The sequence below is a fragment of the Agrobacterium rubi TR3 = NBRC 13261 genome, assembly GCF_000739935.1.
GTDB classification, from domain to species: Bacteria; Pseudomonadota; Alphaproteobacteria; order Rhizobiales; family Rhizobiaceae; genus Agrobacterium; species Agrobacterium rubi.
Genome location: NZ_BBJU01000029.1, coordinates 1 through 12484 on the forward strand (window position 1 = coordinate 1; position 12484 = coordinate 12484).

At 56.0% G+C, this 12484-nt stretch carries 11 protein-coding genes; 5 read left to right on the top strand and 6 right to left on the bottom strand.

Features of this window, described 5'->3' with window-relative positions; all coding sequences use genetic code 11:
* Both acs and RRU01S_RS21725 read left to right on the top strand, forming a co-directional pair.
* Nucleotides 1-1455, top strand: a 1455-nt coding sequence (gene acs / locus RRU01S_RS21720) for an acetate--CoA ligase (RefSeq protein ID WP_045232327.1), incomplete at its 5' end; no start/stop codon positions are given.
* A gap of 101 nt (nucleotides 1456-1556) precedes the next feature.
* Entirely contained in the window at nucleotides 1557-2234 is a 678-nt protein-coding gene (locus tag RRU01S_RS21725) for a GntR family transcriptional regulator (protein WP_234902013.1), read from the top strand.
* Nucleotides 2235-2281: 47 nt separating this feature from the next.
* On the opposite strand, the gene RRU01S_RS21730 is transcribed toward RRU01S_RS21725, so the two are convergent.
* From RRU01S_RS21730 to repA, 5 genes are all read right to left on the bottom strand, one after another.
* On the bottom strand, nucleotides 2282-3271 hold the full coding sequence (locus RRU01S_RS21730) for a Bug family tripartite tricarboxylate transporter substrate binding protein (RefSeq protein ID WP_045232329.1): 990 nt from the start codon (nucleotides 3269-3271) through the stop codon (nucleotides 2282-2284).
* A 119-nt stretch (nucleotides 3272-3390) separates the two neighbouring features.
* Nucleotides 3391-4005 carry a biliverdin-producing heme oxygenase gene (locus RRU01S_RS21735; RefSeq protein WP_045232330.1) on the bottom strand — a complete coding sequence of 205 codons (615 nt, stop codon included), beginning with the start codon at nucleotides 4003-4005 and terminating at the stop codon, nucleotides 3391-3393.
* A 95-nt stretch (nucleotides 4006-4100) separates the two neighbouring features.
* Nucleotides 4101-5435 carry a plasmid replication protein RepC gene (gene repC, locus RRU01S_RS21740; RefSeq protein WP_439644722.1) on the bottom strand — a complete coding sequence of 445 codons (1335 nt, stop codon included), beginning with the start codon at nucleotides 5433-5435 and terminating at the stop codon, nucleotides 4101-4103.
* A 135-nt stretch (nucleotides 5436-5570) separates the two neighbouring features.
* Nucleotides 5571-6584: a plasmid partitioning protein RepB gene (repB, locus tag RRU01S_RS21745; RefSeq protein ID WP_045232331.1), complete on the bottom strand. Its 1014-nt coding sequence runs from the start codon at nucleotides 6582-6584 to the stop codon at nucleotides 5571-5573.
* The gene (gene repA / locus RRU01S_RS21750; RefSeq protein WP_081880162.1) at nucleotides 6581-7795 is read right to left on the bottom strand and encodes a plasmid partitioning protein RepA; all 1215 of its coding nucleotides are present in this window, start codon (nucleotides 7793-7795) and stop codon (nucleotides 6581-6583) included. The genes repB and repA overlap by 4 nt, the downstream gene beginning before the upstream one ends.
* A 315-nt stretch (nucleotides 7796-8110) precedes the next feature.
* On the opposite strand from repA, the gene RRU01S_RS21755 reads away from it, so the two are divergent.
* Complete coding sequence (locus tag RRU01S_RS21755) at nucleotides 8111-9502, top strand: FAD/NAD(P)-binding protein (RefSeq protein WP_045232332.1); 1392 nt, start codon at nucleotides 8111-8113, stop codon at nucleotides 9500-9502.
* Nucleotides 9503-9656: 154 nt separating this feature from the next.
* On the opposite strand, the gene aptA is transcribed toward RRU01S_RS21755, so the two are convergent.
* Nucleotides 9657-10991 carry an omega-aminotransferase AptA gene (aptA, locus tag RRU01S_RS21760; protein ID WP_045232420.1) on the bottom strand — a complete coding sequence of 445 codons (1335 nt, stop codon included), beginning with the start codon at nucleotides 10989-10991 and terminating at the stop codon, nucleotides 9657-9659.
* A gap of 146 nt (nucleotides 10992-11137) precedes the next feature.
* On the opposite strand from aptA, the gene RRU01S_RS21765 reads away from it, so the two are divergent.
* Nucleotides 11138-11686: a cupin domain-containing protein gene (locus RRU01S_RS21765; RefSeq protein ID WP_045232333.1), complete on the top strand. Its 549-nt coding sequence runs from the start codon at nucleotides 11138-11140 to the stop codon at nucleotides 11684-11686.
* A 312-nt stretch (nucleotides 11687-11998) separates the two neighbouring features.
* Nucleotides 11999-12466 carry a Csu type fimbrial protein gene (locus RRU01S_RS21770; protein WP_234902012.1) on the top strand — a complete coding sequence of 156 codons (468 nt, stop codon included), beginning with the start codon at nucleotides 11999-12001 and terminating at the stop codon, nucleotides 12464-12466.
* Nucleotides 12467-12484 lie beyond the last annotated feature (18 nt).

Sequence of the window (12484 nt, forward strand, 5' to 3'; positions counted from 1 at the left end):
CTGGCGGGCCGCATCGTCGATTGCCAGTCCACCTTCGTCATCACCTGCGACGAGGGCGTGCGCGGCGGCAAGCCGATCCCGCTGAAAGACAACACCGACAAGGCCATCGACATCGCTGCCAAGCAGCATGTGATGGTCGACAAGGTGCTGGTGGTGCGCCGCACCGGCGGCAAGACCACATGGGCACCGGGCCGCGATCTCTGGTACCATCAGGAAATCGCCTCGGTTAAACCACACTGCGAGCCGGTGAAGATGAAGGCGGAAGACCCGCTGTTCATTCTCTATACGTCAGGCTCCACCGGCAAGCCCAAGGGCGTGCTGCACACGACAGGCGGCTATCTCGTCTATGTGTCGATGACGCATGAATATGTCTTCGACTACCATGATGGCGATATCTACTGGTGCACGGCCGATGTCGGCTGGGTGACGGGCCACTCCTATATCGTCTATGGGCCGCTCGCCAATGGTGCGACCACCCTGATGTTCGAGGGCGTGCCGAACTTCCCTGATCAGGGCCGGTTCTGGGAGGTGATCGACAAGCATCAGGTCAATATCTTCTACACCGCCCCCACCGCTCTGCGCTCGCTGATGGGTGCGGGCGACGAGTTCGTCAAACGCTCCTCGCGTTCCAGCCTGCGCCTGCTCGGCACGGTGGGAGAACCCATCAACCCGGAGGCGTGGGAATGGTATTACCATGTGGTGGGCGAGGATAAGAGCCCGATCGTCGACACCTGGTGGCAGACGGAAACCGGCGGCATTCTGATCACGCCGCTGCCGGGTGCGACCGATCTCAAGCCCGGCTCGGCCACCCGTCCCTTCTTCGGCGTGCAGCCGCAACTGGTCGATGCCGAGGGCAAGGTGCTAGAAGGGGCAGCCGACGGCAATCTGTGCATCGCCGACAGCTGGCCGGGGCAATCGCGCACGGTCTATGGCGATCACCAGCGGTTCATCGAGACCTACTTCTCGACCTACAAGGGCAAATACTTCACCGGCGATGGCTGCCGTCGCGATGAGGACGGCTATTACTGGATCACAGGTCGTGTCGATGACGTTCTCAACGTCTCCGGCCATCGCCTCGGCACGGCAGAGGTGGAATCGGCGCTGGTCTCGCACAATCTGGTCTCGGAGGCCGCCGTCGTCGGTTATCCGCACGCCATCAAGGGACAGGGTATCTATTGCTACGTCACGCTGATGGCAGGCCAGACCGGCGACGATGCGCTGCGCGCCGAACTGGTCAAGCATGTCCGCAACGAGATCGGCCCGGTTGCCACGCCCGACAAGATCCAGTTCTCGCCGGGCCTTCCCAAGACCCGCTCGGGCAAGATCATGCGCCGCATCCTGCGCAAGATCGCCGAGGATGATTTTGGAGCGCTGGGGGATACCTCCACACTCGCAGACCCCGCCGTCGTCGATGACCTCATCGAAAACAGGCAGAATAGGGCAAAGGCGGCGTAAGGGACCACTCAGTGGCTATTGTCGCTTCAGTGGTGGACCTTTCCCATCACAACGGCCTATAGCCATCGGCATGTGCGCATTCTGCAATGGAGAAAAGCCTGATGACATCAGCCAGTTCGATCAGTGAACATATTCGCGTCGTGCTGTCGGACGAGATTTCCACTGGTGTCATCAAGCCCGGCTCCGTTCTCGATGAAGGAACGCTCAGCAGCCGCTTTTCCGCATCGCGAACGCCTGTCAGGGAAGCTCTGAGGCAGTTGGAGGCGAGCGGTCTTGTCGAGATACGCCCGCGCAAGGGCGCCTTCGTCCTGCCCCTCACCTTGCCGCGCCTGATGCAGATGTTCGAGGTCACGGCCGAGATGGAGGCGATGTGCGTGGGCCTCGCAACGCATCGCATCACCGGTGTCGAGCGAGCCGAGCTTTTTCACATCCATGAGAAAGCATCCGCGGCGGCAACGGACGAAAATTTCGACCACTATGACGAGCTGAACCTCGCTTTCCACGAGCTGCTCTATCGCGGCGCCCATAATGATTTTCTATTTGAAGAGCTCATGAGGCTTCGGGCTCGCCTTTTGCCGTTTCGCCGCACGCAATTGCGCTATCCCGAACGTTTGCGTTCATCCAACCGCGAACATGAGGCGATTATCAGGGCCATCATGCAGGGTGACGCCACCCAGGCGAGCCTAATGATGCGCGAACACATGTTGAATGCAGGCGTGGCGCTTGCCCTTTTCATGCAGACATCTGGCGAAACAGAGCATGGATATAGCAGCGACTGATATCATGACGAACGGATTTTCACCGGTCGCCATGACAAACTCAAACGTCAGTCCATCTGCACATTGGCGTCTTTGACCACCGGAGCCCACTTTGCGATTTCTTCCGTAACATGGGTTTTCAGCTCATCTGGGGTAGAACCAACAATTTTGGCACTGAAATCAGCCATGCGGGCAGCGACAGACGGATCTGCGAGAGCTTTTTTTGCTGCCGCATTCAGCCTGTCGATGACATCTTTCGGTGTATCCTTTGGCGCAAACAAGGCGTTCCAGGTGTAGGTTTCATAGCCCGGCACCGTTTCAGCGATCGTCGGCACATCTGGAAAGGACGAGGCTCGCTCGGCTGTGGTCACGCCCAGCGCCCGCAACGTCCCGGATTTGATATGTCCTGACGACGATGGCAGATTGTCGAACATGATCGAAACCTGATTGCCGAGCAGGTCGTTCAAGGCAGGGCCCGATCCCTTGTAGGGAACGTGCTGCATGCTGACACCCGCCATGCTCTTGAAAAGCTCGCCGGACAGGTGAAGAGGCGTACCGTTGCCCGACGATGCATAGGCATATTTATCCGGCTCCGCTTTCAAAAGGGCAATCAGTTCGGCGACATTTCTGACCGGCAATTGGGGATTGACCACGAGGACGTTGGGAACGATCACCAGCAGGGAAATCGGGGCAAAATCCTTTTCGGGATCATAGGGTTTGGTCTTGAGAATGAGCGGGTTGAGCGCATGTGTCGCGACTGTGCCCATGAGGATCGTGTAGCCATCCGGTTCGGCGCGTGCCACCCGGTCAGCGCCCAGATTGCCACCGGCACCGGCAATATTCTCAACGATGACCTGCTGCCCCAGCTCGTCACCCATCTTCTGCGCGATGACGCGTCCGACCACATCGGTGGAGCCGCCGGCGGCGAACGGAACGACAAGCGTCACGGTTCTCTCTGGAAAGCCCTGGGCCTGTGCGGTGCCACCCAGTGTCAGGGCGGAAGCGACGGAGGCGGCAAGCGCCATCACTCCACGCCGATTGAATAGCTGATGTCTCATTGAACCTCCTCGTGCTGTGGCCTCCTCGCCACGACGGCCACTGTAGCGTAATATTGGGCGAGGGCAACACAAGTGGCGTTTCTCATTTTGGTAGGAAGAATATGTCTGCCTCCGGTTCCTCAGACCATCATTTGCCTGGCGTGTGCATGCACGGCTTGGAATGCCGCTTGCGCCCCTGCGATCACCCGGTTTTCCTCGTCTTCACTCAAGGAAACCGCATCCAGCGCTGCAACGAAGGTGCGCCAATGAAGACCGCGGCCTTCGGGAGCGCCGGCCAAGTGGCGTGCACCGAATGTCTCATCGAGACCAAGCTTGGCGGCGTCTTTCAGGAGAAACGCGGCACCAAGGTTTGAGCCTTCCACCACATAAAGCCACCCCATGGCCTGCGGGAGATCGAAGGTATCGTCGTTTTCACGAAATCTGACGTCGGCTGCTGTGGGCACGGAAGCCTCCAGATCGGCCAAATCCTGCTCGATGAAGCCCAACCGTCGGCGGCCTTTCAGATCGGGCAGCAGGCCATCCAGCGTATCATTGGAGTAGAAGACATCCAGATCGCGGTGAAAAAGATACTGGGTCTGAACGAACTTTGCGAAGTTGCTCCTGTTTTCGAAGGGTTTGGCCGTCGTAATGAACGTGTCGAGGGCTTCATGCGCGCTACTGGTTGCCGCTTTCAGGCGTTTCGTGCGGCTTTGTTCTGCCTGTTGTTGTCCGACGTTCATTTCGATTGTAGTCATGTGCCAGTCCCTTTCATCGTCCCTCACCGCAGATAAAAATCTTTCCTTTGAGAGTCAAATTTATTTCATCAGTCTAACGCTTTAACGCGGCTGCCTCAGCTCAACGCATGACTGCTTTGCGAAATCAGCCTGTTCGTCATTCGGGTGCGCAAGAGAGCGTTGAGCATAGGCTGAACCGAAAATTGCTTGTCCTTTGCTCTTTCTGTCAGGCTTCGCAGGTAGCCGCCCGCCGAATGTATCGACTGCGCACGCTCCAAAATACACGCTATGATTGCGTTAACCCTATGTGGTCCCATCGCCTTTTCCGCCTCATCGTAAGCCGACTGGCTGATGGATAGCATGGAACGGACCACTGTCGTGGCCTGTTTCAGGTCGCTCCAGTCCCTCACAGAGCCGTTTGGCCCGTAAAGCGAGATTTCTGGGCATGCGTTGAGGACCGTTTGGAGGTCGAAGTTGTCGGTCTTCTCCTGTTTTGGATTGGCAACCACCGAATTTCTCTTCAACTCGTTCGTTGCAGCAACTGTTTCCATGGTCTCGGCTTCTGCCGGTTTCGTATCCTTATCCACATCGTGCTTTTCAAATAGGGATTCGGATTCTGAACTCTGTATAAGCCGCTCATTTTGATAGGCATTGGCGCTTAAATTTTGTTTTTCTATGTGGATTTCCAATATCTTAGCCATGTAATCGCGCAAATCGGTTAATTCTTCCAGCGCCAAGGCGAGATGTGGTGCTTTGGATTTGCGATCGAGCATCGATGTGATGGTATAATAGCGTTGTTTGTAGACATCCCATTGACCTGCGACCTCATCTGCAAATCCGATTTCGGCGAACTTCATGATGTCCCGTCTGCACAGGCTGATTTTTTCACGCAGCCTTTGGAGCTGCACACGCTCTTCAATGATCTGCTCTGCGAGAGCCTGAATTTCATCCGCACGGCTGATCAGAGGGGCGAGCGAAAAACCGTAGGCATCGCTGATATCGCCGCTTTTGTCTTTGCGTGCATAGCGTTTTCCATTGGGGCTATCTTTGCGCAAGATAAGACCGGCATCCACGAGCGCTGCCAAATGACGCCGCAATGTTTGTTCCGGCATTCCATGTGCACGAAGGGAAAGCTGCTGGTTTGATGGAAAGACCACCAGACCGTTTTCTTCTGACAGCTCAGTCTTCGGATAAAAACTGATCAGCGCATTGAGCACAGCGAGCGATCTGTCTGAAATTTCGAGCAGCGGTCTAGCTTCGCAGGTGGCGCGAAACAGCTTCCATTTGTCGATGGATTTGGAACGGTCGATGTTTCTAGACGCGAATTGGTTAGCGAGCAGGCCAAGTGAGACCCCTCGCCGCCCAAAAGGCGTCGTTACATTATCGCTATTCATGTCTTTCACCTTCAAAAAGGCAAAAGAAAATCGCTCACCGAAAAAAATCGATGCCAAGACTCTTGACTATGATTCGCGGAAATGAGATTCTTTGGGTGCTTAGATCAAAGAAAGCTTCCGTGCGGCAACGTTCGGGGGCTTTTTTCTTTTGTGCTTAGTGCTCCTGTTGATTGTTGGAACGAGAAATGGACATCACTGCTTGGAGCGATGCTCTTCAAACAGCGATTGTAGGTGCTCCATGACGAAGTCGGCGAATTCTGGTGCCTGACGACGATCAATGGAAATATCGATTCTCTGGTCCGTCTCGACAATTTTTGCCAGTTTCTGGCCGCTCATCGATGAGAGAACACCGGTTTTCTTCGGCTCTGGCTTCGGCTTGAGAAACTCCAGAAGAGATTTGAAACGTTCTTCGGATGCGAGCTCTGAGACGTTCTCATCACGAAGATAAGCGCGCGCAGCCTCGTTGACCTTGGAAGATGAGAGTTGATCTGCAAGGTCCATCCAGTTGCGGCGACCAACGCCCGGTGCTGGACCAATACTGTCGACGATATCGTCTGGTATGCGGCCAACCACCGACAGCATGTTGGAGAGATCGCCCTTGTGGAGCGACATCGCAGCCATGATGGTTTCTCGCGAGAAACGCATCTGAAGTTTTTGGGCGAATCGGGCTTTCTCGATATAGCTGAGGTCACGGCGCTCGTTGTTTTCCTGACCCTGGGCCACGACAAGCTGCTCATCCGTGAGATCACGAACAACAGCGCGAACGGGAATGCCGATCGCTGCAACAGCACGCAAACGACGGTGACCGAACGCCACCTGATAGCGGCCTGGATGCTCGGGGTGAGGGCGCACGAGGATAGGAACCTGCTGGCCCTGCTCCCGGATGGCTTCGACCAGACCGGCATCGGCTTCCAGCGAGGCAGGCATGCGGTCGGGTATGAAGGAAGGATCGATTTCCGATGGATCGAGAGCAACGATCGTCAGGCCTTCAGCCAACCGCCGCTCGATCTCTTCTGCTCGCTTGGAGCGTTCAGACACTTCATTCAGCGACTGTCCGATCATGCCGACCGGCGAATTAATCACGTCTGTCACCAGTTCCGGCGAACCCAGAATGGGACGAATGCGTGGACGCGCCCGCTCGACTGGCGCCTCGGCATTGTCTGCGGACTTCGTGGTGAGATTGGCGAAGATTTCTTTTCTGCTCATACGGCTCTACCCCAGGCTTTCTTGATCAAGCCTTCAATTTCGGCATTTACGTTGGTCATGGATTCCAGTGCGCGATCATAGGTGGAGCGCGTGAATTGCGTGCGCTCGACTTCAAACAGCGTCTGATTGGTAAGCCCTGCATCTGAGACGGCAGTTGTCTTCAGCATCGGATGATTGAGGACGTGCTCGCCGAAGATCGAACGTAGGAATGCGACCATCTGGTTTTGCGGTCCGTCACTCGGCTCGAACCGCGTAACAAGGTATCGCATCCAGTGATAATCCGAACGGGCACCGGCGCGTCCGATCTCGGCCAGCAGATCGCCGGTCATGGCCAAAAACTGGTTCATGGACATAACGTCCAGCATTTGCGGATGAACTGTGACGAGCACGGATGTTGCAGCCGTCAGTGCCGATAGCGTGAGGTAACCCAGCTGTGGCGGGCAATCGATCACGACGACATCGTAGAAATTCTGCGCCTGTGCGATGGCTTGGCCAATACGAGCGAAAAACAAGGTATCACCGGGCGCACGGCGCATCAGGGCACGCGGCGTGTCGTGTTCGAATTCCATGAGTTCCAGATTGCCGGGAATGATATGGAGGTCCGGTATGTAGGTTCCGCGAACGATCTCTGCGATGGGACGCTGTTCGCTATCATATCGGATGGCGCCGTAGAGTGTTTCGTTCGGTCCGACATCGAGTTCTGGTTGATGACCGAAGAGAGCTGAGAGACTGGCTTGCGGGTCAAGGTCGATGGCGAGCACGCGGTAACCGCGCAGAGCAAGATATTGTGCAAGATGCGCCGAAGTCGTTGTCTTGCCGGAGCCGCCCTTGAAATTCATGACTGCGATGACCTGGAGATCTTCGCCCTCGCGTCGGTGCGGAAGATAGCGTCGCGTGCCGCGCGCGCCCTGATCCAGGAACTTGCGGATGTCATGGATGTCCTGAACAGAATAGCTTCGGCGTCCACCGCTATGAGAAGCACTGAGGTCCGGCTGTTCGGCGGCGATCTGCCTCAGATAGGCTTCCCCTATGCCGATCAGCTTCGCAGTTTCCGACGGGGAAAAGTTTCGCATGCTTTTTTCAGCGAGAGGTGCAAAGGTGCTCGCATTGTGCGCTTGCAGCTGTGCAGACAACGCAGCCGAATGCTGTAGGATGAGGCCCGTGAGATCGGGTGCCTTTTCAGCAGATTTCAGATCGGCGTTTTGGGTCATCTCTTGTCTTTTCCACCTGTTGGATCAGTTGCGGTTTTTTTCGCTGAAATCGGTTTTTTCCGCAACTGAGATATAAGCGCCGATTCTCTTTTGGGTGCAATAGCCATTCTGTCTGGCTAAACATGAATCTTTTCAGCCGGCTAACAGGCAAAATCCTCTCTTCGTGCTTCATCTGGACGAGAGATTTCTGCGCAGTTAGCCGCGGCAAACTTTTCATGACGCAGCTTGCGTCTGAATCAAGCGGTGAATTTCAAGTTTGCGTTTTCTCCGGCATTGGGCTTTCCTGCGCCGCGTTGAGTCTTAATGAGGTGCCGAATGTTTTATGATGTAGCCGTTGTCGGTTCCGGGTTTTCGGCGATCAGTCTTGTCACCAACCTGCTGGAGCAACTTCCGGCAACGACGTCCATTGCCATCGTCGGCGATGACTCGGCCTTCGGTCGTGGAACTGCGTATCGCACCGAACTGCACCTTCACCGATTGAATGTGCCAGCGGCGCGGATGAGCGTGTTCGCGGATCGACCGGGAGATTTTCTGGATTGGCTGGCCAAGCGGGGGCAGGCGCTGGATGGAACGAGTTTCGCGCCGCGCAATGATTATGGATTGTATCTGCGAGACAGACTTGCATCTTTGTTGCGAAGCCAGCATCAGCGGGCTCGCGTTGACTTCGTGAAAGCAAAGGCAGTCTGCTGTCTCTCCTGTACGCAGGAGGGCGCTGACTTCCGTCTGAATGACGGTCGCCATTTGCACGCAGCGAATGTTGCGCTGTGTCTTGGTGTTGGCACCGCAAGTTTGCCGCGGCTAACTGCCGATGCTGATGTTGCGTTGTTGCGTCGGGTCGTTCGAAATCCCTGGAAGCTGGGATGGCTGTCGAAGGTGGGGCAGAATGATACGGCTGTTATCCTCGGCTCAGGTCTGACCATGATCGATCAGGTCCTGTCCCTGCGCAATAAGGGGCATCGAGGACCCATCCACGTGTTGTCTAGACGTGGGCTTGTCCCTCACGGGCACAGCAAAATGCCGTCAAAGCCGATTGAGCCTGCTTTGGACGGCCCGGCAGAGATAAGCGAAATTCTTTCGCGGCTGCGCCGACAGGTTAGGAATGGTTCCGACTGGCGCAGTATAATGGATGGTCTGCGGCCCAAAACCCAACATCTGTGGCAGCAGTTGGGTGTAGCGCAGCGGGCGCGGTTCTTACGCCACGCGCTGGCGTGGTGGAATATCCACCGGCACCGTATCGCGCCACAGGTGCATGAGGTTTTCGACGCACTCGTCAAGGATGGGACCGTGCAGATTCATGCTGGATTTGTGTCCAGAATAGCGCGGGCGAATGGAGAGAATAATCTCACCTACCGGCGCCGCGGTTCAAGCGACGAGATTACTCTGCCATTTGACTGGTTGATCAACTGCACCGGAATGGAGCGAGCTGGCATCAGCCATTCACCGCTGCTGCAGGACATGCTGGCCCACAATATGATCGAGACGGACCCGCTGGGATTGGGTATTCGTGTCGATGGCCAATCGCGAATCGTATCGGGTGAGGGGAGCTCACGGGAAGGCATGTTTGCGGTAGGTGCCTTGACAGCGGGGCAGTTTTGGGAAATTACTGCTGTGCCTGACATTCGCGTGCAGACTCGCAACGTCGCCGAGGCCATAGCCCGACGCATCAATCATACGGGCTCACAAGCGTCAATCTCATCAGCATTTTAACGATACGAAGTGGTGAAACAAAACCGCCGGATCATTTTCATTTGGCAATTTTTTCTGTTGAAAAACAGCGACATAAATTGACAAAAAATCCGGCAGATTTTGGTCGATATGGTTAACGGGAGCGAATGGTTCCGCTCCCGTCCAGTCCTGTTCGTCAGGCGATCCGCCGAAGGGCGTCGCCGATTGTCGAGACGATCTTGGCGATCTCGTCTTCATTGATGATCAGCGGTGGCGACAGGGCGATGATGTCTCCCGTCACTCTCACCAGCAGGCCCTTCTGGAAGCAATCGACAAAGACGTCATAGGCGCGGGTGCCCGGCGCTCCATCGCGTGGTGCAAGCTCGATGGCGCCGACCAGCCCGAGGTTTCGGATGTCGACGACATTTGGCAAGCCTTTGAGGGAATGAAGCGCGTCCTGCCAGACGCTTTCCAGCTCAGCCGCGCGGTACAGCAGACCTTCTTCCTCGTAAATTTCCAGCGTCGCGATACCAGCGGCGCAGGCCACGGGATGGCCGGAATAGGTGTATCCGTGGAAAAGCTCGATCTGGTTTTCAGGTCCGTGCATCAGGGCGTCGTAAACGAAACGCTTGGCAAAGACCGCGCCCATCGGGATGGCACCATTGGTAATGCCCTTGGCCGTGGTTACGAGATCGGGCACGACGCCGAAGTAATCCGTGGCAAAGGGTTTGCCGAGGCGGCCGAAGCCGGTGATGACTTCATCATAGATCAGCAGAATGCCGTGCTTGTCGGCAATGGCGCGCAAACGCTCGAGGTAGCCACGCGGCGGCAAGATCACACCGGCGGAACCCGACATGGGTTCGACAATGACAGCGGCAATGGTTTCTGCGCCGTGCAGAGCGACGAGACGCTCGAGATCTTCGGCCAGTTCAATGCCGTGTTGCGGCAGACCTTTCGAGAAAGTATTGCGCTCGACATCGAGCGTGTGACGCATGTGGTCGGCGGGGATTTGCGGAAAGACACGCCGGTTGTTGACGAGACCGCCCACCGATATGCCGCCAAACCCAACGCCGTGATAACCTTTTTCGCGACCGATGATGCGGCTGCGTGTGCCCTGGCCGATGGAGCGCTGATAGGCGATGGCAATCTTGAGTGCCGTGTCGACGGACTCCGAACCTGACCCGGTGAAGAAAACGCAGTCGAGCTGGGCTTCTGCGCCACCAGGGGCTATGGCTGCGAGCTTCTCGGCAAATTCAAATGCGATGGGGTGGCCCATCTGGAAGGTGGGGGCAAAGTCCATCGTGGACAGCTGGCGTTCAACAGCCTGCGTGATGCGTTTGCGCCCGTGTCCTGCATTGACGCACCACAATCCGGCGGTGCCATCCAGAACCGTGTTGCCATCGATATCGGTATAATACATGCCGTCGGCACTCGCCAAGAGACGCGGTGCGGCCTTGAATTGCCGGTTGGCCGTGAACGGCATCCAGAAATTTTCAAGGTTGGGCATATTGGATTTCTTGCTGTGGTCCATCGGAGTTCCTTCATTCAGATGGCGCATCATTCCAGCACTTGACCTCATCGAACAAGTCTTTTTCTTCTCTATGCTAACCTGCTGATAACAATGACGCTGCGAGGAAAAGTTGCTATATATCGAACACATGAAACCTGGAGGTTCCAATGGTCGTCGATATCGGCAACAGACTGCGTCATTTGCGCTCAGTCCATAAACTCTCACAGCGTGAACTGGCCAAGCGCGCGGGTGTCACGAACTCCACGATTTCCCTCATCGAATCCAATTCGGCCAATCCGTCGGTTGGGGCGCTCAAACGCATTCTGGATGGCATTCCCATCGGTCTTGCCGAATTCTTTGCGTTCGAACCCGACAAGCCGCGCAAAGCTTTTTATGCCGCAGAGGAGTTGGTGGAGATCGGCAAGGGCCCGATCTCCTATCGCCAGATTGGCGACAATCTTTTCGGTCGCAGCTTGCAAATCCTCAAAGAGTGTTACCAGCCGGGTGCTGGCACCGGACGGGTTCCGTTGGTCCATGAGGGGGAGGAGGGTGGTATCGTACTGTCCGGTCGCCTCGAGGTGACCGTCGACGATGAGCGCCGCATTCTTGGAGCAGGGGACGCTTACTATTTCGAGAGCAAACGCCCCCATACATTTCGCTGTGTCGGACCTGTTGCGTGCGAGGTCATCAGCGCTTGCACGCCGCCGAGTTTCTGAGCCCGGTTCGTTCGACGATCGAAAACTACCGATATAAAGACATTAGCCGACGAATGATATTCTGATCCGTCTTTTGATGGTTGCTTTTCGACGCGCCGTGCTACGGCCCGTCAAACGGTTGCAATGACTATCGTGTTTCGCCTGTTAGTTTTTATATTTCAAATTCATAAACTGTTAACCTTCCTCAAGCGAGAATTAGAATGTTCTGATTACCCGTTATTCGAGTGACATTCGTTGCCCGCATTCGGGAACATCGGCAATGCGTCAATCAGGGGAAAGCGTATGGCGTTCAGGGTGTTACGGGGTATATTGATGGTTGCTGGAGCGCTATGCGCACCGACAGCGGGTTTGGCTCAGGTTGCAACAAACACGTTCAACGTGCAGATGACCATCCAGGGTGAGTGCAAAATAAACTCGGCGGCTGCGATGAATTTCGGCAACCGTGTTCTGCTCGACAGCAATGTCGATCAAACGAGCGAAATTATCGTTCAATGCACAGCCAGCACGCCTTTCACCATCGGGCTGAACCAGGGCGCATCGACCGGTGCCACGGTCACGAACCGTTTGATGAAGACGACGAGCGGTGCGACCATTGCCTATTCGCTCTACACCAATGCCGCCCGAACCAGCGTTTGGGGCGATACCGTCGGCGTAGACAGGCAGGCAGGCACCGGCACCGGTGGGACACAAAGCTTTACCGTCTATGGACGCGTTGCGGCCCAAACGACGCCCGTTATCGGCAATTACAACGACACTGTCACCGTCACCATCAATTATTGACCTGCCAAGGAAGAATGC

Bases quoted from the DNA above. Each gene is read 5' to 3' on its own strand.
- RRU01S_RS21730 (WP_045232329.1), bottom strand. From the start codon at position 3,271: ATGAGACATCAGCTATTCAATCGGCGTGGAGTGATGGCGCTTGCCGCC.
- aptA (WP_045232420.1), bottom strand. From the start codon at position 10,991: ATGGACCACAGCAAGAAATCCAATATGCCCAACCTTGAAAATTTCTGG.
- RRU01S_RS21735 (WP_045232330.1), bottom strand. From the start codon at position 4,005: ATGACTACAATCGAAATGAACGTCGGACAACAACAGGCAGAACAAAGC.
- repA (WP_081880162.1), bottom strand. From the start codon at position 7,795: ATGACCCAAAACGCCGATCTGAAATCTGCTGAAAAGGCACCCGATCTC.
- RRU01S_RS21725 (WP_234902013.1), top strand. From the start codon at position 1,557: ATGACATCAGCCAGTTCGATCAGTGAACATATTCGCGTCGTGCTGTCG.
- RRU01S_RS21755 (WP_045232332.1), top strand. From the start codon at position 8,111: ATGTTTTATGATGTAGCCGTTGTCGGTTCCGGGTTTTCGGCGATCAGT.
- repB (WP_045232331.1), bottom strand. From the start codon at position 6,584: ATGAGCAGAAAAGAAATCTTCGCCAATCTCACCACGAAGTCCGCAGAC.
- RRU01S_RS21765 (WP_045232333.1), top strand. From the start codon at position 11,138: ATGGTCGTCGATATCGGCAACAGACTGCGTCATTTGCGCTCAGTCCAT.
- RRU01S_RS21770 (WP_234902012.1), top strand. From the start codon at position 11,999: ATGGTTGCTGGAGCGCTATGCGCACCGACAGCGGGTTTGGCTCAGGTT.